Source organism: Kribbella sp. NPDC003557 (assembly GCF_040610805.1).
Taxonomy (GTDB): domain Bacteria; phylum Actinomycetota; class Actinomycetes; order Propionibacteriales; family Kribbellaceae; genus Kribbella.
Genome location: NZ_JBEXMY010000010.1, coordinates 99,446 through 120,892, shown reverse-complemented (window position 1 = coordinate 120,892; position 21,447 = coordinate 99,446). Strand labels below are relative to the sequence as shown.

Annotated in this window: 21 protein-coding genes; 12 read left to right on the top strand and 9 right to left on the bottom strand. The window is 70.6% G+C overall.

Annotated features, from left to right (window positions below):
- Positions 1-82 precede the first annotated feature (82 nt).
- Complete coding sequence (gene glnA / locus ABZW60_RS35460; RefSeq protein ID WP_355484460.1) at positions 83-1,423, top strand: type I glutamate--ammonia ligase; 1,341 nt, start codon at positions 83-85, stop codon at positions 1,421-1,423.
- Between the two features lie 24 nt (positions 1,424-1,447).
- Here the strand turns inward: glnA and ABZW60_RS35455 are convergent, their stop codons facing one another.
- The 4 genes from ABZW60_RS35455 to ABZW60_RS35440 all read right to left on the bottom strand — a co-directional run bounded on the left by ABZW60_RS35455 (position 1,448) and on the right by ABZW60_RS35440 (position 3,408).
- On the bottom strand, positions 1,448-1,735 hold the full coding sequence (locus tag ABZW60_RS35455) for a YiaA/YiaB family inner membrane protein (protein WP_355484459.1): 288 nt from the start codon (positions 1,733-1,735) through the stop codon (positions 1,448-1,450).
- Between the two features lie 83 nt (positions 1,736-1,818).
- Positions 1,819-2,364, bottom strand: coding sequence for a hypothetical protein (locus ABZW60_RS35450; protein WP_355484457.1), 546 nt, complete (start codon positions 2,362-2,364; stop codon positions 1,819-1,821).
- On the bottom strand, positions 2,361-2,858 hold the full coding sequence (locus ABZW60_RS35445; RefSeq protein WP_355484455.1) for a SigE family RNA polymerase sigma factor: 498 nt from the start codon (positions 2,856-2,858) through the stop codon (positions 2,361-2,363). Before ABZW60_RS35445 ends, ABZW60_RS35450 begins: the two co-directional genes overlap by 4 nt.
- Before the next feature lie 55 nt (positions 2,859-2,913).
- On the bottom strand, positions 2,914-3,408 hold the full coding sequence (locus tag ABZW60_RS35440) for a hypothetical protein (protein ID WP_355484453.1): 495 nt from the start codon (positions 3,406-3,408) through the stop codon (positions 2,914-2,916).
- A gap of 163 nt (positions 3,409-3,571) precedes the next feature.
- Here ABZW60_RS35440 and ABZW60_RS35435 point away from each other — a divergent pair, with 163 nt between their 5' ends.
- Both ABZW60_RS35435 and trmB read left to right on the top strand, forming a co-directional pair.
- Positions 3,572-6,556 carry a bifunctional [glutamine synthetase] adenylyltransferase/[glutamine synthetase]-adenylyl-L-tyrosine phosphorylase gene (locus ABZW60_RS35435; protein ID WP_355484452.1) on the top strand — a complete coding sequence of 995 codons (2,985 nt, stop codon included), beginning with the start codon at positions 3,572-3,574 and terminating at the stop codon, positions 6,554-6,556.
- Positions 6,557-6,607: 51 nt separating this feature from the next.
- Complete coding sequence (gene trmB / locus ABZW60_RS35430) at positions 6,608-7,330, top strand: tRNA (guanosine(46)-N7)-methyltransferase TrmB (protein ID WP_355484450.1); 723 nt, start codon at positions 6,608-6,610, stop codon at positions 7,328-7,330.
- Here the strand turns inward: trmB and ABZW60_RS35425 are convergent.
- Positions 7,311-9,899: a family 78 glycoside hydrolase catalytic domain gene (locus ABZW60_RS35425; protein WP_355484448.1), complete on the bottom strand. Its 2,589-nt coding sequence runs from the start codon at positions 9,897-9,899 to the stop codon at positions 7,311-7,313. The two genes, trmB and ABZW60_RS35425, sit on opposite strands and share 20 nt — an antisense overlap.
- A 154-nt stretch (positions 9,900-10,053) precedes the next feature.
- On the opposite strand from ABZW60_RS35425, the gene ABZW60_RS35420 reads away from it, so the two are divergent.
- From ABZW60_RS35420 to ABZW60_RS35395, 6 genes are read left to right on the top strand one after another with little or no spacing between them, the layout of a single operon-like run.
- Entirely contained in the window at positions 10,054-10,152 is a 99-nt protein-coding gene (locus ABZW60_RS35420) for a putative leader peptide (RefSeq protein ID WP_350277313.1), read from the top strand.
- A 40-nt stretch (positions 10,153-10,192) separates the two neighbouring features.
- The gene (locus ABZW60_RS35415) at positions 10,193-11,101 is read left to right on the top strand and encodes a sulfite exporter TauE/SafE family protein (RefSeq protein ID WP_355484446.1); all 909 of its coding nucleotides are present in this window, start codon (positions 10,193-10,195) and stop codon (positions 11,099-11,101) included.
- A 33-nt stretch (positions 11,102-11,134) separates the two neighbouring features.
- Positions 11,135-12,196 carry an ABC transporter substrate-binding protein gene (locus ABZW60_RS35410; RefSeq protein WP_355484444.1) on the top strand — a complete coding sequence of 354 codons (1,062 nt, stop codon included), beginning with the start codon at positions 11,135-11,137 and terminating at the stop codon, positions 12,194-12,196.
- A gap of 8 nt (positions 12,197-12,204) precedes the next feature.
- Positions 12,205-12,978: an ABC transporter ATP-binding protein gene (locus ABZW60_RS35405; RefSeq protein WP_355484442.1), complete on the top strand. Its 774-nt coding sequence runs from the start codon at positions 12,205-12,207 to the stop codon at positions 12,976-12,978.
- Entirely contained in the window at positions 12,965-13,843 is an 879-nt protein-coding gene (locus ABZW60_RS35400) for an ABC transporter permease (protein ID WP_355484440.1), read from the top strand. The genes ABZW60_RS35405 and ABZW60_RS35400 overlap by 14 nt, the downstream gene beginning before the upstream one ends.
- Positions 13,844-13,893: 50 nt before the next feature.
- On the top strand, positions 13,894-14,295 hold the full coding sequence (locus ABZW60_RS35395; protein WP_355484438.1) for a PLD nuclease N-terminal domain-containing protein: 402 nt from the start codon (positions 13,894-13,896) through the stop codon (positions 14,293-14,295).
- Between the two features lie 16 nt (positions 14,296-14,311).
- Here ABZW60_RS35395 and ABZW60_RS35390 read toward each other — a convergent pair whose 3' ends face one another.
- The 3 genes from ABZW60_RS35390 to ABZW60_RS35380 form a co-directional block, all read right to left on the bottom strand.
- Positions 14,312-14,605: a WhiB family transcriptional regulator gene (locus tag ABZW60_RS35390; protein WP_131350551.1), complete on the bottom strand. Its 294-nt coding sequence runs from the start codon at positions 14,603-14,605 to the stop codon at positions 14,312-14,314.
- Positions 14,606-14,832: 227 nt separating this feature from the next.
- Positions 14,833-15,387 carry a histidine phosphatase family protein gene (locus ABZW60_RS35385; protein ID WP_355484436.1) on the bottom strand — a complete coding sequence of 185 codons (555 nt, stop codon included), beginning with the start codon at positions 15,385-15,387 and terminating at the stop codon, positions 14,833-14,835.
- Between the two features lie 38 nt (positions 15,388-15,425).
- The gene (locus ABZW60_RS35380; RefSeq protein WP_355484434.1) at positions 15,426-15,764 is read right to left on the bottom strand and encodes a hypothetical protein; all 339 of its coding nucleotides are present in this window, start codon (positions 15,762-15,764) and stop codon (positions 15,426-15,428) included.
- A 288-nt stretch (positions 15,765-16,052) separates the two neighbouring features.
- On the opposite strand from ABZW60_RS35380, the gene ABZW60_RS35375 reads away from it, so the two are divergent.
- Positions 16,053-17,132 (top strand): 3-deoxy-7-phosphoheptulonate synthase, encoded by a 1,080-nt coding sequence (locus ABZW60_RS35375; protein ID WP_355484432.1) that lies wholly within the window; start codon positions 16,053-16,055, stop codon positions 17,130-17,132.
- A gap of 54 nt (positions 17,133-17,186) precedes the next feature.
- Positions 17,187-19,271 carry a phosphocholine-specific phospholipase C gene (locus ABZW60_RS35370; protein WP_355484430.1) on the top strand — a complete coding sequence of 695 codons (2,085 nt, stop codon included), beginning with the start codon at positions 17,187-17,189 and terminating at the stop codon, positions 19,269-19,271.
- Positions 19,272-19,294: 23 nt separating this feature from the next.
- On the opposite strand, the gene ABZW60_RS35365 is transcribed toward ABZW60_RS35370, so the two are convergent.
- Positions 19,295-20,302, bottom strand: a complete 1,008-nt coding sequence (locus ABZW60_RS35365; RefSeq protein WP_355484428.1) for a LacI family DNA-binding transcriptional regulator — start codon at positions 20,300-20,302, stop codon at positions 19,295-19,297.
- A gap of 145 nt (positions 20,303-20,447) precedes the next feature.
- Between ABZW60_RS35365 and ABZW60_RS35360 the strand changes: the two genes are divergently transcribed.
- The gene (locus ABZW60_RS35360) at positions 20,448-21,446 is read left to right on the top strand and encodes a substrate-binding domain-containing protein (RefSeq protein ID WP_355484426.1); all 999 of its coding nucleotides are present in this window, start codon (positions 20,448-20,450) and stop codon (positions 21,444-21,446) included.
- Position 21,447 lies beyond the last annotated feature (1 nt).

The window sequence follows — 21,447 nt, the reverse complement described above, 5'->3', positions numbered from 1 at the left end:
CCGCCCCGCCACGTAACGTCTGCTTAACAAGCGCGGGGCACACTGTGAGAGACCCCGCGACGTGCCGGTGAGAGGTGGACTGATGGACAAGCAGCAGGAGTTCGTGCTGCGCGCGCTGGAGGAGCGCGACGTACGCTTCGTGCGGCTCTGGTTCACCGACGTGCTCGGGTTCCTCAAGTCGGTCGCGGTGGCGCCGGCCGAGCTGGAGAGTGCGTTCGCCGAAGGGCTCGGGTTCGACGGGTCGGCGATCGAGGGGTTCGCCCGGGTGACCGAGGCCGACATGCTCGCCAAGCCGGACCCGTCGACGTTCCAGATCCTGCCCTGGCGTGGCGAGACCATGGGCACCGCGCGGATGTTCTGCGACATCAACATGCCGGACGGGTCGGCGTCGTTCGCGGATCCGCGGCACGTGCTGAAGCGGACGCTGTCGAAGGCCGCGGACCTCGGGTTCACGTTCTACACGCACCCGGAGATCGAGTTCTACCTGTTCAAGTCGCTCGTCGGCGCGCCCGGCACGACGCCGGAGCCGGTCGACTCGTCCGGGTACTTCGACCACACCCCGCAGGGCATCGGCAACGACTTCCGCCGCGAGGCGATCACGATGCTCGAGTCGATGGGGATCTCGGTCGAGTTCAGCCACCACGAGGGCGGACCGGGCCAGCAGGAGATCGACCTGCGGTACGCCGACGCGCTGTCGACCGCCGACAACATCATGACGTTCCGCGTCGTGGTGAAGGAGGTCGCGCTGTCGCAGGGCATCTACGCGTCGTTCATGCCGAAGCCGCTGTCCGACCAGCCCGGCTCCGGGATGCACACCCACATGTCGCTGTTCGAGGGCGACCGGAACGCGTTCTTCGAGGGCGGCGCGCAGTACCAGCTGTCGAAGACCGGGCGGGCGTTCATCGCCGGGCTGCTGCATCACGCGGCCGAGATCACCGCGGTCACCAACCAGTGGGTGAACTCGTACAAGCGGCTCGCGGTCGGCGACGAGGCGCCGTCGTTCGTCTCGTGGGGTCACAACAACCGGTCCGCGCTGGTGCGGGTGCCGATGTACAAGCCGCACAAGGGTCAGTCCTCGCGGGTCGAGTTCCGGTCGCTGGACTCGGCCGCCAACCCGTACCTCGCGTTCGCCCTGATGCTCGCCGCCGGTCTGAAGGGGATCGAGGAAGGCTACGAGCTGCCGGCCGAGGTCGAGGAAGACATCTGGTCCCTCACCCCGCGCGAACGCAAGGCCCTCGGCATCAAGCCGCTCCCCGGCAGTCTGGCCGAAGCCATCAGCGCGATGGAGGACAGCGAGCTGGTCGCCGAAACCCTCGGCGAACACGTCTTCGACTTCTTCCTCCGCAACAAGCGCGCGGAATGGCAGGACTACCGCCGCCAGGTCACCCCCTTCGAACTCAACAAGCTGCTGCCGGTTCTGTAGTACGTCGGGGGACTGCCGGGCGGGTCACGAATCGACTTTGAATGGGTCGTGTTCGGTGAGGAGTTTGTCCAGGCGGGCCTGGTCGACGCGGGTCGTCACCTCGGAGATTTCCTGCCGGTCCCGGACGACCTTGCACAGTACGACCGTCGATGTCACGACGTACAGCAGGCCGAGGGCGAGGAACGCTCGTACCCAGGGCTGGGCCGGGAGATACGCCAGGGCAATCACCATCGCCGAAACCGAGACGGCGAAGGAGGCGACCGCCTGGGCGTAGAAGGCTGCGGTCTGCCGGGGCTGGATGCTCTTCGTCATACCAGGATCGTCTGGCATCTGGACAGTCGCGGCATGAGCAGAAACACTCAGACGGCTTCGGCCTACCAGGCCGGACATCACAGCTAGCGCTGGGAGATGTGGCCTACCCACCAGAGGTTGGTGGCGGTTGCACAGTCTTTGCCGGTCCAGGTGGGCTTGAAGTGGTCGACGCCACCGCCGCCGATGTCGAGGGGTACGCCGGAGCGAGCGACGACGTTGTTCGCCTGGTCGAGGATTTCGAAGGACTGCGCAGTGCCACGGACGGTGTACCCGCGTGGCCACACGAGCGTGACCGCGGTGGGGTCCGGGCCGGCCTGGACGCAGCCTTTCGCGTCGGCGCTCAAGGTGGTGCGGAGCAGTGCCTCGAGCACCGCAGGATTGTCCACATCGGACCTCACGATCCGAGGGGCCGGCCCGCTCGCGGGCGATGGGGTTTCGTGGGCCGGCCGAACGAGCCAGGTGGTACCGGCGATCGCCGCCGCGACGGCGACTGCGACACCGCCGACAGCCAAGCGCTTGGTGCGGGTCCGGCGGCGACGGATGCGGTCGGCAACGACGTCCTCGGCGAGGTCGACCGCTTCGGCGCCTTCGGCGGCTGTGGTGCGAAGTAGTTCGCGCAGGTCGGTCATGGGGTGCTCTCCTCGGTGATGGCGAGCTGCGTGGCAAGTTTGGCTCTGGCGTCGGCCAGGTGGCGTTTCACGGTGCCCTCGGCGCAGTTCAGCTCGTCGGCGATCTCGGGCACGGTCAGGTCCTCGTAGTAGCGCAGGACGACGCAGGCCCGCTGGCGCGGCGACAGCGTCGCCAGTGCTCGGCGGACCTCGTCCGCGACGGCGTACCGGTCGTCGTCGTGGTGCGGCGGATCGACCAGCAGGTGCCGGGTCGCGTTCCACCGCGCGAGCCGGCGGCGGCTGTCGACGTACTGGTTCAGCATCGCCCGCCGGACGTACGCCTCCAGCCGATCGATGTCCTCGCCGACCCGTTGCCGCCCGAACACCCGCGTGAGTGCTTCCTGCACCAGATCGCCGGCCGACACCGCGTCGCCCGTCAACAGATAGGCGTAGCTACGCAGCGCACCACCACGCGTCGCCAGCAACGCGCGGAACGCCTGCTCCCAGTCGGCCACCACACCACCGTCCTCTCACCGGTTCAGACGAACAACCGGTGCGCGGCGTTGGGGGTCAAACCCCGGCAGTTTGCGAGGGCGTGTCGTCGGAGGCGTGGGTGGAGGTCCAGCGAGCGGCCGCGGTGGAGTGACGGTACGGCGGTTCGGCAGCCAGCGGTGCGGCTTCGACGACTGCGTCGAACGTCGGGGCGGCGGCCGGAACGGGTGTGCCGTCAGGGGCCAGCACCTCGACCTCTTCGACGGTCAGCAGCCCGACGGGACGGACGCCCTCGGTGATGACGACGATGCAGCCGGGGATCACCTGCTGGGCCCGATTCCCCTTGGCAGGAACGAGAATCCCCTCGGCCGGCGTCCGCCAGGCGCCGGGCGCGAACCGGCGGAGCGCGAGCCCGGCCTGCCCGTCGTCGGCGGTGCGCGGCGGCAGGTACGCCGTCGCGGTGTAGTCGTAGTCGTAGTCCGGATCCGGCGGCCCGGAGACGCGTCCGCCCTGCTGGGGTGTCAACCACACCACCGTGCCGCGCACGGCGAGTGACCCCGTCATCATGACCATGGACAGTCATCATGCCCGACTACTGAGCGAGTTCGCTACACGACACCGTGTATCCATCGCAATCCAGCCGAGATCCCGCCGCGACTTTGTGCATCAGATCCGCGCCCTGAGCCCCGTGGGACGCGGATCCGGTGCACAAAGTGGGGTTGGATAGCCTGCGGGGGTGGCTGAGGGTCGGAGATCGTCGTGGGAGGGCCGGCTGGTCCGGCTGGGCTTCGAGGATCCGCAGCGGGCGGCGGGCATGCTCGAGGACCTGGACGCGCTCGACTCGCACAGCCCGCTGGCCACCGAGCAGCTGATCACCACGCTCTCGGAGTCGGCCGATCCCGACCTCGCGCTGCACAGCCTGTGCGCGATGGCCGAGTCGCTGCACCGGCACGGGCACGACCTGGGCGCGTTCGCCCGCACGCTCGAGATGGATGCCGACTTCCGCCGGCGGCTCGTCTCGGTACTCGGAGCCAGTGAGGCGCTCGGGCGGCATCTCGGCGTCCATCCGCGGCACTGGTACGACCTCGCGGACCCGTCGCTCGCAGGGTCCCGGCCGTCGGTCGAGGACGTCGCCGCGAAGCTGAGGACGGCGGTCGACGCCGAGAACCCGGTCGATGCGCTCCGGATCGAGTACCGCCGGTTGCTGATCCGGCTGGCCGCGCGGGATCTCGCCGAGGGGCTGCTCGTCGACGAGGTCGCCGCCGTGCTCGCGGATCTCGCCGGAGGAGCGCTCGAGACCGCCCTGCACATCGCGCGCAACGAGTACTTCGCCCTGCATCCCGGCGCCGCCGACTGCCGGCTCGCGATCGTTGCCATGGGCAAGTGCGGCGGCCGGGAGCTCAACTACGTCAGCGACGTCGACGTGCTGTTCGTGGCCGAGCCGCTCGACGGCGAACCGGAGCTGCCCGCCCTGAAGACCGCGACGCAGCTCGCCGCGGCCACGATGCGGATCTGCTCCGCGCACACCGGCGAAGGCACGCTCTGGCCGGTCGACGCCGCGCTCCGCCCGGAAGGCAAGTCCGGTCCGCTCGTCCGCACCCTCGACAGCCACCTCGCCTACTACCAGCGCTGGGCGAAGACGTGGGAGTTCCAGGCGCTCCTCAAGGCCCGACCGGTCGCGGGCGATCGCGAGCTGGGCCGGCAGTACCAGGAGACGATCGGCAAGCTCACCTGGTCGGCCGCCGACCGCGAAGGCTTCGTCGCCGACGTGCAGGCGATGCGCCGGCGCGTGATCGACCACATCCCGGCCGCGGATGTCGACCGCCAGCTGAAGCTCGGTCCCGGCGGACTGCGCGATGTCGAGTTCGCCGTCCAGCTGCTGCAGCTCGTGCACGGCCGCAGCGACGAGTCGGTCCGCAGCGGTACGACGCTGGTGGCGCTGGAGAGCCTGACGAGCAGCGGGTACGTCGGCCGCACGGACGGCGCCGTCCTCGCCGACGCGTACCGGTTCCTGCGGTCGATGGAGCACCGCATCCAGCTGTACCGCCTCCGCCGGACGCATCACGTCCCGGACGACGAGGCCGACCTGCGGCGCCTCGGCCGGTCGCTCGGCTTCACGAAGAACCCGGTCACCGACCTCACCGCGGCGTGGAAGAAGCACGCCCTCGAGGTGCGGCGCCTGCACGAGAAGCTGTTCTACCGACCGCTGCTCGCGGCCGTCGCGCGGATCCCCGGCGGTGAGGTCCGGCTGACGCCCGAGGCCGCCAAGCAACGGCTGACCGCCCTCGGGTACGCCGATCCCGCCTCGGCGCTGCGGCACATCGAGGCGCTGTCCGAAGGTGTTTCGCGGCGCTCGTCGATCCAGAAGGCGCTGCTGCCCGCGATGCTCGGCTGGTTCGCCGAGTCGCCCGATCCGGACGCCGGCCTGCTGGCGTTCCGTACGATCTCCGACGCCCTCGGCTCGACACCCTGGTACCTGCGCCAGTTGCGCGACGAAGGCGCGTCGGCCGAGCGGCTCGCGCACCTGCTCGCCAGCGGCCGGTACGCCGTCGACCTGCTGCAGCGTGCGCCGGAGGCGACGGCGATGCTCGCCGACGAGCGCGAGCTGACGCCGCGCACCCAGGAGGCGTTGCTCGCCGAGATGTCCGCGGCCGCCCGGCGGCAGGACGCGCCGGAGGCCGCGGTCGCGGCGATCCGCGCGGTCCGGCGCCGGGAGCTGTTCCGGATCGCGGCCGCGGACCTGTCCGGCCTGCTCGACGTGGAGGCGGTCGGCGACGCCCTGACGAGCGTCTCGGTCGGCACCCTGACGACCGCGCTCGAAGTCGTCCGCAAGGCGGTCGCGAAGGGGGAGCCGGAGCCGACCCGGATGTCGATCGTCGCGATGGGCCGGTTCGGCGGCCACGAGCTCGGGTACGGCAGCGACGCCGACGTGATGTTCGTGCACGACCCGCTCCCGGGCGCGGACGAGAAGAAGGCGACCGACTTCGCCACCCAGGCCGCGACCGAGCTGCGCCGGATGCTCGCGCTGCCGGGCGCCGATCCGGCCGTCGCGATCGACGCGGACCTGCGCCCGGAGGGCCGGCAGGGACCGCTGGTCCGGACCCTCGCGTCGTACGCCTCGTACTACGCGCGCTGGTCGGCCGTCTGGGAGGCGCAGGCGCTGCTGCGCGCCGACCCGTTGTGCGGCGACGCGGACCTGTGCCGGTCGTTCCGCGAGCTGATCGACCCGTTGCGCTACCCGGAGAACGGCATCCGCGAGCGGGACGTGATGGAGATCCGCCGGATCAAGGCCCGCGTCGATGCCGAGCGGCTGCCGCGCGGCGCGGACCCGGCCACGCACACCAAACTTGGTCGCGGCGGCCTGGCCGACATCGAGTGGACCGTCCAGCTGCTCCAGCTCCGCGAGGCGCACCGCGTCCCGAGCCTCCGCACGACGCGCACGCTCACCGCGCTGCGTGCCGGGGTGGAGGCCGGCCTCGTCGACTCGTCCGAGGCCGACACGCTCCAGGCCGCCTGGGAGCTGGCCACCCGGATCCGCAACGCGATCATGCTGGTCCGCGGCCGCCCCGGCGACTCGCTGCCCCGCGACCCGCGAGACCTCGCCGCCGTGGCGCAGATCTGCGGCTACCCGCCCGGCGAGTCCGGCCGCTTCTCCGACGACTACCTGCGCACCACGCGCCGCGCCCACAACACCGTGGCGCACCTGTTCTGGGACGACTGACCAGGAGACCTCCCGGACCCCTACGGATCAGGTGCTTCTAGAATTCACCTGGTGGGAGCAACAGATCAGGTCAGGCAAGCCGGTGTCTTCAGCACTGTCCGCCGCAGCGTGCGGATGACGGCCGGCCAGAAGCGCGTCTGGGAATCCCACTGGCAGGACCTGGGCCGGACGCAGGAGGATCTGCCGCCCGGCGTCCTGGATCTGGCCGAGTGGTTCGGGCGGGACGCGCCGACCGTGCTGGAGATCGGCTCCGGGATGGGGGAGGCGACCGCACAGCTCGCGGTCGCGACGCCGGAGGTCAACCACCTGGCCGCGGAGGTCTACCCGGCCGGTCTCGGCCAGCTGATGCTCTGGGTGGAGAAGTACGACCTCGACAACGTCCGCCTGCTGCAGGGCGACGCGCTGGACTTCCTGCGCGATCACGTCGCCCCCGGCACGCTGGCCGGCGTCCGGATCTACTTCCCGGACCCGTGGCCGAAGAAGCGGCACCACAAGCGCCGGCTCGTCACGGCGCCGTTCGTGGCGCTGATCGCCGACCGCCTGCAGCCGGGCGGGACGTTGCACCTGGCAACGGACTGGGCCGACTACGCCGACGGCATGCTCGCGGCGTGCGAGGCCGAGCCGACGCTGGCCAACAAGTACCAGCACGACTCCGGGGACGACGGCTGGGCGCCGCGGCCCGAGTGGCGGCCGGTGACCAAGTTCGAGTCCCGTGCGCAGGCCGAAGGGCGCGCCGTCCGCGACCTCATCTACGTCAAGCGGAGCGGCTCGTGAACGCCCACTGCCCGGCGCCGACCGTGTAGATCGTGTAGCCCTCGTCGTACGTCGGGGTGCCCGCGAACGACTGCGGCACGGCGTCGACGTCCGAAGCCCGCGCCGACGGCACGTGGATCTCGGCCGTGGTCCCGACCGGCACCTGCACGTCCAGCGACAGCACCCGCCCGGTCTTCGTCCAGGACACCGACACCCGCCCGCGGATCGTCTCGGTCCTGATGCTCGCCGAGTCCACCTCGTCGCGGGCGTCCGGCCGGACGACGATCCGCTCGCTGCCCGCGTCGACGACCCGGAGCCCGGCGACGTTCTCGAAGATCCACTGCACGACGGTGCCCTGGAAGTAGTGGTTCCGCGACCGCGAGTCGTCCTCCCACTTCTCCCACATCGTGTCCGCGCCGAGGTCGAACCAGTAGCCCCAGCTCGGGTAGCTCCGCTGCAGCGCGACCTTCGTCGCCACATCGCCGTACCCGTGCGCGGTCAGCACCGGCAGCAGGACGCCGACGCCCAGGCAGCCCGTGTTGAGATGGAAGCCGCGCGCCTCGACGTCCGCCGCGAGGCCGGCCGCGACCTGCGCGACCATGTCCTCCGGCACGATCCCGAACGCCAGCGGCACGGCGTTGGACGTCTGGCGGTAGTCCGGGTCGTCGTCCGATCGGTAGCGGCCGGACGCGCGGTCCAGGAACGTCCGGTTCAACCCGTCCGCCAGCTCACCGGCCGCCTTCCGGTAGTCGTTGGGCTGCCCAATGAGATCGCCGATCTCCGCCGCGACCACCAGCGCCCGGTAGAGGTACGCGGTACCCGTCAGCCGCCGGTCCTCCGGCGCCGGGCCGCTGCCGAAGCCCGGCGGCAGCCAGTCGCCGAGCACACTGACCGACAGCCCGTCCTCGACCCGGTCCAGCTCCCACGCGAGATAGCGCGTCAGCGAGTCCCAGTGCTCGCGGAGCAGCCGCTCGTCGCCGTACCAGCGGTACATCTCCCGCAGCAGGAACGGATAGACGGTCGGCCACTCGGTCGCGGGGGACAGGTCGGTGAATCCCCAGCCGCTCGACGGCACGATCACCGGGAGCTGCCCGGAGTCCGCCTGACTGTCGCGGATGTCGCCGAGCCACTTGGTGAAGAACCGCGCCAGGTCGAGCGTCGCGAGCATCGTCGGCGCGCCGACCTGCGCGTCACCCGTCCACCCGTTCTTCTCGAAGTACGGCGTATCGGTCGGGATCCCGTGCAGGTTGCCGAGGATCGTCCGGCGCATCGCCCGCTCGAACACCTCGTACGACGACTGCGTCGAGGCGAAGTTGGTGGCCGACGCGACGTCGGAGTTCACCACCCGCATCTGCACCTGGGCCGGCGCGCCCTCTATCTGCACGTACCGGAAGCCCTTGTACGAGAACCGCGGCTCCCACGTCTCGGCCCCGGTGCCGGCCGCGATGTACTCGTCGCGCTGGATCCGGTCGCCGTCGACGTGCACGTTCCACGCGGCCACAGCGCCGTCGGCCACCGTCTCGCCGTGTGTGAGGCTGATCGTCGTGCCGGCCGGCGCGGTGACCGACAATCTGGTCCAGCCCGCCACCGTCCGTCCGAAGTCCGCGATCCACACGCCCGGCCGGACCTCGGTCACCTCGACCGGGTCGACGGTCTCGATCACCCGGATCGGCTCGTGGGTCTGCGCGGTCAGCGTGCCGGCGGGTGCCTCGACGACCGATGCCGCCGGCCAGGAGGTGTCGTCGAACCCGGCCGTGTCCCAGCCGGGCAGCGCGCGCCGGGCGTCGTACGTCTCACCCAGGTACAGCGAGTCCGACAGCGTCGGCCCGCCGGTGATCCGCCAGCTCTCGTCTGTCACCACCTCGTCCACCCGGCCGTCGTCGTACTCGACGACCAGCCGCGCGATCAGCCGCGGGTCGGCGGTCCACGGGGTGTCGTGCCAGCGCCAGACGTTCACCGAGGTCATGCCGAAGAAGCCGCGGCCGAGCTCGGCGCCGACCACGTTGTCGCCGGACCGCACGAGTTCGGTCACGTCGTGCGTGACGTACAAGACCGTGCGGTCGTAGGCGGTGAAGCCGGGGTCGAGGACCGCGTCGCTGACGGGCTGGCCGTTGAGCCGGAGGTCCGCGTAGCCGAGGCCGCTGGCGTAGAGCCGCGCCCGCTTCACAGTGCCGTCCACCGTGAAGCCGCGCCGGAGGAGCGGCGCGCTCTCCGTCGCCCCGCCGATCCACTGCGCGCTCGTGAACCCCTCGTCGAGCAGGCCGGTCTCGAACCACGACGGCTCGGCCCACTCGCCGGCTTCGTCGTCACCGTCCCACAGCCTGACGGTCCAGTGGTACCGCGTCCGAGCAGCCGCCGGGCCGTCGTACTCGATCCCGAAGGTGCTGGCCGACCCGACCTTGCCCGAGTCCCACACGTCGGCGCTCTCCGGCATCAGCAGCTCCGGCGCGGAGGCGACCAGGACCTGGTACGCCGTCTGCGTCGCGCCGTAACCGGGCGCGACGGCGACCCAGCTGAACCGTGGGCGCGGTACGTCGAGCCCGAGCGGCCGGACGGAGTACTCGGTCTTGAGCGATCGAGGAGTCAGCACGCTGAGGACCGTAGGCAGCGCGGCGCCCGGCTTTCAACCGTGTGACCAGATCCGGCCGATGATCACTTGTGATCGCTTGTCTCGGTAAGTGATTGACAGGTCCAGATGCTGAAACCTGAGCATCTTGCTCGACTTTGTCCGCTTTCATAGAGCCATGCAGATCATCGCGAACGCGCCCGGAGACGCCCTCACGCGGCGCCGGCACGTCGATCTGCTGCGCGTGAACTCCTCGGGTTGTCGACCGACGGCGTAACTCTCCCGTCCGTCTCCCTCCCGTCCGCAGGAGTACCTCCGTGCGTCGTCTCATCCTGATCGCGTTGCTCGGCTCGATCGCCCAGCTCGTCGACGGCACCCTCGGCATGGCCTACGGCGTCACCGCCAGCACCGCCCTGCTGATCACCGGGATCACCCCCGCCGTCGCCTCCGCCTCGGTGCACCTGGCCGAGGTCGGCACCACGCTCGCCTCCGGCCTGTCGCACTGGCGGTTCGGCAACGTCGACTGGCGCGTCGTCGCGCTGATCGGCGTCCCGGGCGCGGCCGGCGCGTTCGCCGGCGCGACGTTCCTGTCCAGCTTGTCGACCGAGTCCGCGTCGCTGTGGGTGGCCGGGCTGCTGCTCCTGCTCGGCGTCTACATCCTGGTCCGGTTCGGCACCGGGAAGGTCCGGGCCGTGATCGAGGGCCGTCCGGCCGGGAGGTTCCTCGGCCCGCTCGGCCTGGTGGCCGGCTTCATCGACGCCACCGGTGGCGGCGGCTGGGGACCGGTCGCGAACTCCGCGCTGCTGTCCAGCGGCAAACTCGCGCCGCGGCGCGCCGTCGGGTCGGTGAACGCGGCCGAGTTCCTGGTCTCGGTCGCCGCCAGCATCGGGTTCCTGTTCGGACTGGGCGGGAAGAACCTGCCGTTCGGCATCGTCGCGGCGCTGCTCATCGGCGGCGTCCTCGCGGCACCGCTGGCCGCGTGGCTGGTGTCCCGCCTGGCCACCCGTTGGCTCGGCGTCGGCGTCGGCCTGGTGCTGATCCTGACCAACGCCCGCACCGTGCTGAACGGCCTCGACGTCAGCACCGGCCCGCGCTACGCCGTCTACGCGGCGCTCGTGCTGGGCTGGGCCGCGATCGTCGCGTACGGCGTCCGCGCCCCGGCCCGCCGTACCGTCCGCGAGGCCGAGCGTCTCCTCGACGAGACCGAGCTCGAGCCCGCTTCCTGAGCTTCTCCCTCCGCCAAGACAGAGGTTCCCCCTGTGAGCATCTTCCGTCCGTTCCGCCTGCTCATTTCCGCTCTCGCGCTGACCGTCGCCGCCGCGGGCTGCTCCCGTGCCGACGGCAACGAGACGACCGCAGTTCCGAACGACAAGGGCCCCGCCGCCGAACTGCGGCTCGGCTACTTCCCGAACGTCACCCACGCCGCCGCGCTGGTCGGTCTCGGCCAGGGCCTGTTCGCCAAGGAGCTCGGCAGCACGAAGCTGGTGCCGACCAAGTTCAACGCCGGGCCGGAGGCCGTGGGCGCGCTGCTCGGCGGCTCGCTGGACGCGTCGTTCATCGGCTCCGGGCCGGCGATCAACGCCTACGCGAAGTCGAACGGCGAAGCGGTCCGGCTGATCGCCGGCGCGACGTCCGGCGGCGCGCAGCTCGTCGTCAGGCCGACCATCACCAAGCCCGCCGACCTGGTCGGCAAGACCGTCGTCACGCCGCAGCTCGGCAACACCCAGGACGTGTCGCTGAAGAAGTGGCTCGCCGAGCAGAAGCTGACCGGCAAGGTCAAGGTGACCAACCTGGAGAACGCGCAGACCCTCGACGCCTTCAAGAAGGGCGACGTGGACGCGGCCTGGCTGCCCGAGCCGTGGTCGTCGCGGCTGGTCCTGGACGCCGGCGCGAAGGTCCTGCTCGACGAGGCGTCGCTGTGGCCCGACGGCAAGTTCCCGACGACCGTGCTGATCGTCCGGACCCAGTTCCTGCAGGAGCACCCGGAGACCGTCAAGGCCTTGCTGTCCGGCCTGGTCGCGGCCATCGACTTCAGTACGGCGAACGCCGCGCAGGCGAAGACCGTGGTGAACGACCAGCTGAAGGAGGCGACCGGCAAGGCGCTGAAGCCGGCCGTCATCGACCGGGCGTTCGAGCACATCACGATCACCGCGGACCCGATCGCCGGTACCTTCCCGCAGCTCGCGAAGGACCAGGTCACGGCCGGGATCGCGAAGCAGGCGCCGGCGGTGGCCGGCTTCGCGGACCTCGGCCCGCTGAACGAAGTACTCGCCAAGGCCGGCAAGCCGGCCGTCGACGCTGCCGGCCTCGACGCGAAGTAGGAGGACTCATGACCGCGACTGTCGACGCGCCGCCGCATCAGCTCAGCCCGGTGCGGTTCCACCAAGTAGGCAAGGCGTTCGGGAGCGGCCGCAAGACGGTGGTCGCGCTGGACGGCGTCGACCTCGAGGTACGGGCGGGGGAGTTCGTCTGCCTGCTCGGTGCGTCCGGGTGCGGCAAGACCACTCTGCTCAACCTGGTCGCGGGCCTGGACCGCCCGACCGCCGGTCGGATCGAACTGAACTCGTCGCGTCCGGCGGTGGTGTTCCAGGAGGCCGCGCTGATGCCTTGGCTGACGGCCGCCGGGAACGTCGAGCTGCCACTGCGGATGGCCGGCGTACCGAAGGCGCAACGGCGGGCGAAAGCCGCCGAGCTGCTGGAGCTGGTGCGGCTCGCCGGCCTCGGTGACAAGCGGCCGCACGAGCTGTCCGGTGGCATGCGGCAACGAGTCGCTCTGGCCCGGGCGCTCGCGTCGACGACCGACAGTGCGGATGCGGGGAAGCCGTCGTTGCTGCTGATGGACGAGCCGTTCTCGGCGCTGGACGCGATCACCCGGGACGTTCTGCAGGGCGAGCTGCTGCGGATCTGGCGCGCCACCGGTACGGCCATCCTGTTCGTCACGCACGACGTCCGCGAGGCCGTGCGGCTCGGGCAGCGTGTCGTGCTGCTGTCGTCGCGGCCCGGCCGGGTCGTCCGGCAGTGGGAGGTGGACGGCGGTTCCGACGCCGTCGACGAGATCAACGCCGCACTGCGCAAGGTGATCAGCAGCCATGCCGCAGCTTGAGGTCCGCGACGAGGGCTCGGTCGAGGCCGGTCTCGACGCCCTCGACACGCCGGTCGTCGCGGCGGACGGTTCCCGGGCCCGCCGGATCGCGGGCCGGGTGCTGCCGCCGGTCGGCGCGATCGTCGTGCTGGTGGCGATCTGGCAGGCGTTGTGGGCGGCCGCGTTCTGGCCCGAGTTCAAGCTGCCCGCGCCGGCCGCCGTCTGGGGCCAGATCTGGCAGCTCGTCACGAGCGGCGACATCGCCGAGCTGTTCTGGGTGTCGGTGCACCGCGCCGTCATCGGCTTCGCGATCTCGCTGCTGATCGCCGTACCGCTGGGCCTCGCGATCGCGAACCTGCGCGTCGTCCGGCGCGGGATCGGGCCGCTGGTGTCGGGGCTGCAGAGCCTGCCGTCGGTGGCGTGGGTGCCGGCCGCGATCCTGTGGTTCGGGCTGAACGACCGGGCGATCTACTGGGTCGTGCTGCTCGGCGCGGTGCCGTCGATCGCGAACGGGCTGGTGTCCGGCCTCGACCAGGTGCCGCCGATCCTGCCGCGGGTCGGCCAGGCCCTCGGAGCCGGGCGGCTCGGCGGGATCCGGTACATCCTGCTGCCGGCCGCGCTGCCCGGGTTCCTCGGCGGACTCAAGCAGGGCTGGGCGTTCTCGTGGCGGTCGCTGATGGCCGCCGAGCTGATCGCGACCTCACCGGAGCTCGGCGAGGGCCTCGGCCAGTACCTGCACAACGGCATGTCGCTGTCCGACATCTCGATGGTGTTCGCCGGCATCGTGCTGATCTTCGTGGTCGGCGTCGGCATCGAGCTGCTGGTGTTCCGGCCGCTGGAGAACAGCGTGCTGCGGGCACGCGGACTCACCACCTCGGCCCGCTGATCCGGCCCGCTGGTCGGACCCTGTGGCCGGACTGGCCGTACTGTGGGTACGTGGTCCGATTCCTGCCGTTCCTGATCAGCCTGGTGCTCACCGTGTACGCGCTGTTCTCGTGCATCCAGACACCCGACGAGGACGTGCCGCATCTGCCGAAGCTGCTGTGGATCGTCCTGATCGTGTTCGTCCCGTTCGCCGGGCCGATCGTCTGGCTGCTGATGTCGCGGGCACACGCCAACCGCCAGGACCGGGCCGTACGGCGGCAGCCGCCGTCGCAGCCCACCGCGCGGCCGCTGGCGCCCGACGACGACCCGGACTTCCTCAAGTCACTGGATCGCTACCGGGACCCGCGCACGACCGTGCGACCGCCGGAGCCGGAGGACCAGCCGGACCCCAAGGACATCAAGGGGTCCGAGGACTCGTCCTCCGAGACCGACGACGGGAATCCTGAGCGGTAGGACGGACCAGCGGCTCCTACGCGGACTTGCGGTGCTCGGGCAGGAGGGTGTTGTCGCGCTCGGACTCCGTGGTGCCGCCCCACACGCCGTACGGCTCACCGACGGACAGGGCGTGCTGCCGGCATTCGGGCTGGACCGGGCAGGTGCCGCACAGCGACTTGGCCACCATCTCGCGGGCGCGTTTGCGGACGCCACGCTCCGATTCGGGCGAGAAGAAGAGCTCCGGGTTGACGTCCCGGCATGCGGCTTGCGACTGCCAGTCCCACAGATCCATGAGCGGGCGGGGCAGGCGAGGCATCCCTCTCGACATGGCAACCTCCTTGACTCACCGTAAGCGCGGACGGGCGCTCGGTGAAAACTATGCTCATCTCTTACGTAGTTCAACCCTTGTTGTCTCGAAGTTCGGGCCATTCGTTATCGCCGCGTGGCGTCGCGAGCCGCGATCGGCGCTTTTCAGGCGGCAGGCGTGTTCACGTCCTCAATTGATGTGACATGAGTCACTTCAACGCTGCAAGTTCGTCTGCACGTGCAGATGCCTCAGGCACCGATCGCGGGGTCGTAGCGGTAGTACTCATGGGCCCCGTGAGCGGTGCTCCGCTCGCCGGTCAGGGCGCGGATCACGGTGGCGTGGGTGATCGCCAGAACCGGTCCGTCGGTGCTCGCGGTGTGCCGGGCGAGGGCGGCCTGCGCGCGCTCGCGGACCCGGGACAGCGGCTCCCACGGCCGCTGGATGCCGTCCGGCCATTCACCGTCGTACGCCTCGAACTCGGCCTGGGTGGCGCGGACGTCGGAGACCCCGCGCCAGCGGCCGGTGTCGTCCGGCGACCAGTCGCGCAGGTCGTAGTCGACCTTGACGCCGAGGGCGAGCCGGTGGCCGATGATCGCGGCGCTGTGCAGGGCCCGGGTGAACGGCGAGCTGACCAGGTAGGTCGCGCGGATGCCGCCGAGCAGGTCGGCGAGTTCCTCGGCCTGTTTCCGGCCGAGGGCGGTGAGTGGGGCGGAATCGGCGGCCGGCCCCGGTAACCCGCGGGAATCGATCGGCTCGTAGTCCGGCTCACCGTGCCGGACGAGATAGATCTGTGTCACGGGCATGGGCGGTGCCTGGCGTGGATCCGGGTGACGGACATGTCCTACCTGAGGTGTCTGGCCCCCGCCCATCCACGCGGGTGGCCGGGCGGCGGCTGGAGCGGATCGGTGACTGCGGACGCGGGGCGCACCTGGTGCAGCTCGTCGAACAGGTTGCCAGGTGATCGGGGAGAGTCGATCCAGCGGATCTCCGTCGCGCCCTGGTGGCCGTGCACGGCCAGGATGGACTCGACGTCCGGCCAGACGGCCGTCGCGGGGTTGTCGCCGCGCCAGCGCAGGGCCACCGAACCGTCGGTGAACTCACACCCTTCCGCCACCACGCCGGTCCCCGACACGCCACTGGGATCCCGGTACCGAACCAACTCGAAGGTCCGCGGCCTCACCACCTTGCTGCACTCCCCGATGTCTCGTCCGGTCTTGCAGCAGTCAACGCTGCGTTCAGATCAACGACGTCGCCCCAAGGATGGTTACTGCTATTGTCGGTGGTGTGAAGCGCAGCTATTGGCGATTTTTTGAGTGGCCGGCCCTGGTGCCGGGCGACTCAGCCGATCGCTGACGCCCACCTGCAGACACCAGAGCCGGCACGAAGGCAAGGACATCCGTCCTTGCCTTTTCTCGTTCCCAGCCGGCTGTCTGCGATTCGCGGCGGACCGGCGGAAAGGTCCCCAGCCATGAACACCCTCCCGAAGCCGGGCGAGCAGTCCCGCGTCGTCGACCGACGTATCGAGAAGACGGTCCCGTTGGTCACGCCGCTCGCCCTGCACGACGAGTACCCGTTGAACGACGACCTGGCCCGTACGATCGCCGACGGCCGGCAGGCGGTGGCCGACGTACTGAACGGCGTCGACGACCGGCTGATGGTCGTCGTCGGGCCGTGCTCGGTGCACGACGCCGACGCGGCCCTGGAGTACGCCGAACGCCTCCGCCCGGTCGCGGAGCGGCTGTCCGACGGCCTGCTCGTCGTGATGCGGGTGTACTTCGAGAAGCCGCGCTCGACCCTGGGCTGGAAGGGCCTGATCAACGACCCGGGCCTGGACGGCTCCGGTGACGTGAACCGCGGCCTGCGGATCGCCCGGCGGCTGCTCGTCCAGGTCAGCGAGCTGGGCCTCCCGGTCGGCTGCGAGTTCCTCGACCCGATCACCCCGCAGTACATCGCCGACACCGTCGGCTGGGGCGCGATCGGCGCTCGGACCGTGGAGAGCCAGGTGCACCGGCAGCTGTCGTCCGGCCTGTCGATGCCGATCGGGATGAAGAACCGCCCGGACGGATCGATCGCCACCGCGGTCGACGCGATCAAGGCGGCCGCCGTCCCGCACGTCTTCACCGGTATCGACCACGACGGCGCGCCCGCGATCCTGCACACCCGCGGCAACCCCGACTGCCACCTGGTGCTGCGCGGCTCGGACAGCGGCCCGAACTACGACGCGGAGTCCGTGGCCGGCGCCGTCGAGCTGCTGCGGAAGGCCGGCCTGCCCGAGCGGGTCGTGGTCGACGCGAGCCACGGCAACAGCCGCAAGGACCACCGCCGCCAGCCGGTCGTCGCGGCGGAGATCGGAGCGCAGGTCGAGGCAGGCAACCGGGCGATCGTCGGCGTGATGCTGGAGTCGTTCCTGCGGGAGGGCCGCCAGGACCTCGACCCGACCCGGGAGCTGACCTACGGCCAGTCGATCACCGACGCCTGCCTGGGCTGGGACACGACCGAAGAGGTGCTGCAGCAGCTCCGGGACGCGGTGGTGGCCCGGCGCGGATAGCTGTTCATCTGCACGCCTCACGGCGGCTACAGGGGCCACTTAAGGTCCGGGACCATGACTGAGATCTCCCGGCGCCTGGTGCTCGGTTCGGTGGCGGGTGGGGCAGCGGCCTCGCTGCTCCCACCGTCACTGCACACCGCGATGGCGCAACCTGTGAGGCGTGGTGGTCTGCGCGCGATCGAGCACGTGGTCGTGCTGATGCAGGAGAACCGCTCGTTCGACCACTACTACGGCACGCTGCGCGGCGTCCGTGGGTACGGCGACCGCCAGCCGCTGCGGCTGCGCAACGGCAAGAGCGTGTTCCACCAGCCGAAGACCGGCGGCGGCGAGGTGCTGCCGTTCTCGCTCCGGAAGGCCGCCGCGGACGCGGGCCGAGCCCCGGACGACATCCAGTACCTCGGCGCGCTCGCCCATGGCTACAGTGACGCCACGCAGGCCTGGGCCGGCGGCTGGAACGACGACTGGGTGCAGGCCAAGACCGCGGCGACGATGACGCACTACGACCGCCGCGACATCCCGTTGCAGTACGAGCTCGCCGAGACGTTCACGATCTGCGACGCGTACCACTGCTCGGTCAACGGCTCGACCAACCCGAACCGCAACTACCTGTGGTCCGGCACGACCGGCTACGAGCCCGGTACGACGCAGCGCGCCGTGACGAACGCGGCGTACTCGTACGACCACAAGGGCTACGACTGGACGGCGTACCCGGAACGGCTGGAAGCGGCCGGTGTCTCCTGGCAGATCTACCAGGAGTGGGACAACTTCACCGACAACGCGGTCGAGTACTTCACGACCTTCAAGGACATCGGGCACCGGATCCTGGCGAACGTGCCGGGCGGCTACCGCACGACCGAGGAGTTCTACGACAAGCTGTTCGCGAAGAGCGAGGCCGAGCGGACCGTCGCGCTGCAGCAGCTCGACGCGGCCGTCGGGAAGCTCCCGGTCGCGGACCAGAAGCTGTTCCGCAAGGCGATGTACCGCTCCGAGCCGGAGTCGCTGGTGCCGCGGCTGCGGGCCGACATCGAGGCCGGGACGCTGCCCAAGGTGAGCTGGCTGGTCCCGTCCGCGGTCGACTCCGAGCACCCCGGATCGTCCACCCCGGTCGGCAGCGCGAACCTGATCTACGACGTGCTCGACGCGATCGCGTCCGACCCGGAGACCTGGTCGAAGACCGTGCTGCTGATCAACTTCGACGAGAACGACGGGTACTTCGACCATGTCCCGCCGCCGGTCGCGCCGCAGCCGCCGTCGGGCGCGGGCGACGACTGGTACGCCGGCCGGCCGATCGGCCTCGGCCCGCGCGTCCCGATGACCGTGGTGTCGCCGTGGACGGTCGGCGGTCACGTGAACTCGCAGGTCTTCGACCACACGTCGGTGCTGCGGTTCCTCGAACTGTGGACCGGTGTCCGGGAGCCGAACATCAGCGCGTGGCGGCGGACGGCCTGCGGTGACCTGACGTCGGCGTTCGACTTCGACCGGACGTACCGGCAGCCGTCGGTCGACCGGCCCGGCCCGGTCCCGGCGCCGATCAACCGCTGGCACCCGACGCCGCCCGCCGACCAGGCGCTCCCGGTGCAGGAGCCCGGCCGCCGCCCGGCACGCGCACTGCCTTACGGGCCGTCGGTTTCGGGATCGGTTGCTGATGGCAAGTTGATGCTGGCCTTGAGCAACAACGGTTCGCAGTCCGCGCACTTCGCCGTCTACCCGTACGGCGGCGAGCTGCCGGCTCCCTCGCACCTGGACGTCCGCCACGGCGACGCCCCGGCCGTGGTCACGATCCCGGTGAGCGGCCCGTTCGAGCTCGCCATCCAGGGCCCGAACCGCTTCTGGGCGGAGGTGGCCGGCTCGTCCTCCGGCGCGGCGGCAGGCCTCGACGTACGGATCGAGAACCGTGCCGGCGCTCTCCAGTTCCTGCTGGTGAACGGCTCGCGGAAGCCGCTGGCCGTCAAGCTGAAGGCGCGCGGCTACACCAGCAAGACCACGACGATCGAGCTGCGCGGCAAGCAGTCCCGTCCGCTGTTCTGGCCGACCGACAGCGGCTGGTACGACGTCGAGGTCACGACCCCGGACGACCCGACCTACCGCCGCCGTCTCTCCGGGCACCTGGAAACGGGCCGTCCCAGCATCACCGGCTGAGCTGCATCACCGGCTGAGCAGCATCACCGGGTAGGGCAGCCGCAGGACTCGCGGTGCATGATCTCCGCAGGCAGTCTGACTGCCTGCGGAGGCGCACCGGGGTCGTTCATCCGGCGCAGCAGCAACTGCACCGCCCGGGCGCCGATCGCGGCCGACGGCTGGGCGACCGTCGTGAGCCCCGGACTGAAGAGATCCGCCCACGCGAAGTTGTCGAACGCCGCGACGGCGAGGTCGCGCGGCACCTTCACGCCGGCCGCGCGGAAGGCGGCGAGCGCGCCGATCGTCATGTTGTTGTTCGCGGCGAACACCGCGGTCGGCGGCTCGCGGAGCTCGAGCAACTCCCAGGCCGCCCGCCTCCCGCCGTCGCTTGTCGACAATCCGTCCACCAGAAGGTCGACATCGACCGGCACCCCGGCCCGCTGGTGCGCGACGTGGTACCCGCGGAGCCGCTCGCTGCTTGTCGACAATCCGCGGATCCCGGTGAGCATCCCGATCCGGGTGTGCCCGAGCGCGATCAGGTGGTCGATCACCGCCGCGGTCGCCGCCTCGTTCTCGACGCCGACCTGGTCCACCCGCAGGTCCGGGTCGATCCGGTCCACCACGACGTACGGGATCGGGTGGTCGCGCAGCAGCGGGAGGGTGACGTCGCGCCAGCCGACCGCGGGCGCGATCACCAGGCCCTCGATGTGGTGGGCGATCAGGTTCGCGACCGCGGCGGCCTCGTGCCGTGCGTCGTCGCGGGTGTCGACGATGATCAGGTTCAGCCCGGCCCGGGTGGCCTCGCCGTCGATGCCCTGGATCAGCTCGACCCAGTACGGGTTGGAGGCCGCGGTGATCGCCAGGCCGATGGTCTGGTTCGATCCGGCCGCGAGCGAGCGCGCGGTGGGGTGGTGCTGGTAGCCGAGGATCCGCATCGCGTGCTGGACCCGCTCCCGGGTCTTCGGGGCGACCAGCCGGGTGCCGTTGACGACGTGCGAGACCGTGCTCACCGATACGCCGGCGGCGCGGGCGACCTCGGTCATCGTGACCATCCGTCGTATGGTCGTCGCTCTGTGTGGCGTTGCGCAAGGCTTTGCGCAAAGCCAGCGGCGGCCGCGCGGCGCGGTCTAGCTTCGCTGCCCAGACCTTCGCCCGGGTCGCCGGCCCGGGCCTACCCAGTTCCGGGAGGGCAGCCCCGTGCAACGAACCGTCCCCGTGTTCCTGCTCGCCGCATCACTCGTCTGTACCGCGGCGTGTACCAAGACCAAGTCCGGCGGCAGCAGCGGCGACCAGAGCGGGCCGATCAAGATCGGGCTGGTCACCAAGACCGACACCAACCCGTACTTCGTCAAGCTCCGCGAGTCCGCCAAGGCGCACGCGCAGGCCAAGGGCGCCGAGCTGATCGCGGTCGCCGGGAAGTTCGACGGCGACAACGAGGGGCAGGTCGCCGCGATCGAGAACCTCGTCCAGCAGGGCGTGAAGGGGATCATGATCACGCCGAGCAACTCGACCGGCATCCTCGGCGCGCTCAAACAAGCCAAGGAGCAGGGCGTTCTGGTGATCGCCCTGGACACCGAGACCGACCCGAAGGACGCGGTCGACGCGACGTACGCGACCAACAACGTGACCGCCGGCGAGCTGCAGGGCAAGTACGTCAAGGCCACGCTCGGACCGACCGCGCCGAAGCTGCTGATGATGGACGGTACGCCGGGCGGCACCGTCGACGAGCAGCGGCATCGGGGGTTCCTGCAGGGCATGGGACTGAAGGACGGCGATCCGGCCATCCTCGGGACCGCGCCGACGAACGGCGACCAGAACAAGGCCCAGGCGGCGATGGAGAACCTGCTGCAGCGCGACGCGTCCGTGAACGCCGTCTACACGCTGAACGAGCCGGCCGCCCGGGGAGCCGTCGCGGCGCTGACCGCGAAGGGCCTCGCCGGAAAGGTTGCCGTGGGCTCCATCGACGGCGGATGCCAGGGCGTCGCCGACGTGAAGGCCGGCAAGTACCTCGCCACCGTCATGCAGTTCCCGAAGAAGATGGCCGAGCAAGGCGTGGACGCGGTCGTCGACTTCGCCAAGGACGGCAAGAAGCCGGCGGGGTTCATCGACACCGGCGCCCAGCTGATCACCGACAAGCCGCTCCCCGGCCTGGACGCCAAGGACACCGCCTGGGGCGCCCAGAACTGCTGGGGCTGAC

What these genes read in the sequence shown, in the direction of transcription:
- ABZW60_RS35440 (WP_355484453.1), bottom strand. Translation starts at nt 3,408, where the DNA reads ATGGTCATGATGACGGGGTCACTCGCCGTGCGCGGCACGGTGGTGTGG.
- ABZW60_RS35405 (WP_355484442.1), top strand. Translation starts at nt 12,205, where the DNA reads ATGACCGCGACTGTCGACGCGCCGCCGCATCAGCTCAGCCCGGTGCGG.
- ABZW60_RS35450 (WP_355484457.1), bottom strand. Translation starts at nt 2,364, where the DNA reads ATGACCGACCTGCGCGAACTACTTCGCACCACAGCCGCCGAAGGCGCC.
- ABZW60_RS35385 (WP_355484436.1), bottom strand. Translation starts at nt 15,387, where the DNA reads ATGCCCGTGACACAGATCTATCTCGTCCGGCACGGTGAGCCGGACTAC.
- ABZW60_RS35455 (WP_355484459.1), bottom strand. Translation starts at nt 1,735, where the DNA reads ATGACGAAGAGCATCCAGCCCCGGCAGACCGCAGCCTTCTACGCCCAG.
- ABZW60_RS35390 (WP_131350551.1), bottom strand. Translation starts at nt 14,605, where the DNA reads ATGTCGAGAGGGATGCCTCGCCTGCCCCGCCCGCTCATGGATCTGTGG.
- ABZW60_RS35400 (WP_355484440.1), top strand. Translation starts at nt 12,965, where the DNA reads ATGCCGCAGCTTGAGGTCCGCGACGAGGGCTCGGTCGAGGCCGGTCTC.
- ABZW60_RS35375 (WP_355484432.1), top strand. Translation starts at nt 16,053, where the DNA reads ATGAACACCCTCCCGAAGCCGGGCGAGCAGTCCCGCGTCGTCGACCGA.
- ABZW60_RS35365 (WP_355484428.1), bottom strand. Translation starts at nt 20,302, where the DNA reads ATGGTCACGATGACCGAGGTCGCCCGCGCCGCCGGCGTATCGGTGAGC.
- ABZW60_RS35370 (WP_355484430.1), top strand. Translation starts at nt 17,187, where the DNA reads ATGACTGAGATCTCCCGGCGCCTGGTGCTCGGTTCGGTGGCGGGTGGG.
- ABZW60_RS35420 (WP_350277313.1), top strand. Translation starts at nt 10,054, where the DNA reads ATGCAGATCATCGCGAACGCGCCCGGAGACGCCCTCACGCGGCGCCGG.
- glnA (WP_355484460.1), top strand. Translation starts at nt 83, where the DNA reads ATGGACAAGCAGCAGGAGTTCGTGCTGCGCGCGCTGGAGGAGCGCGAC.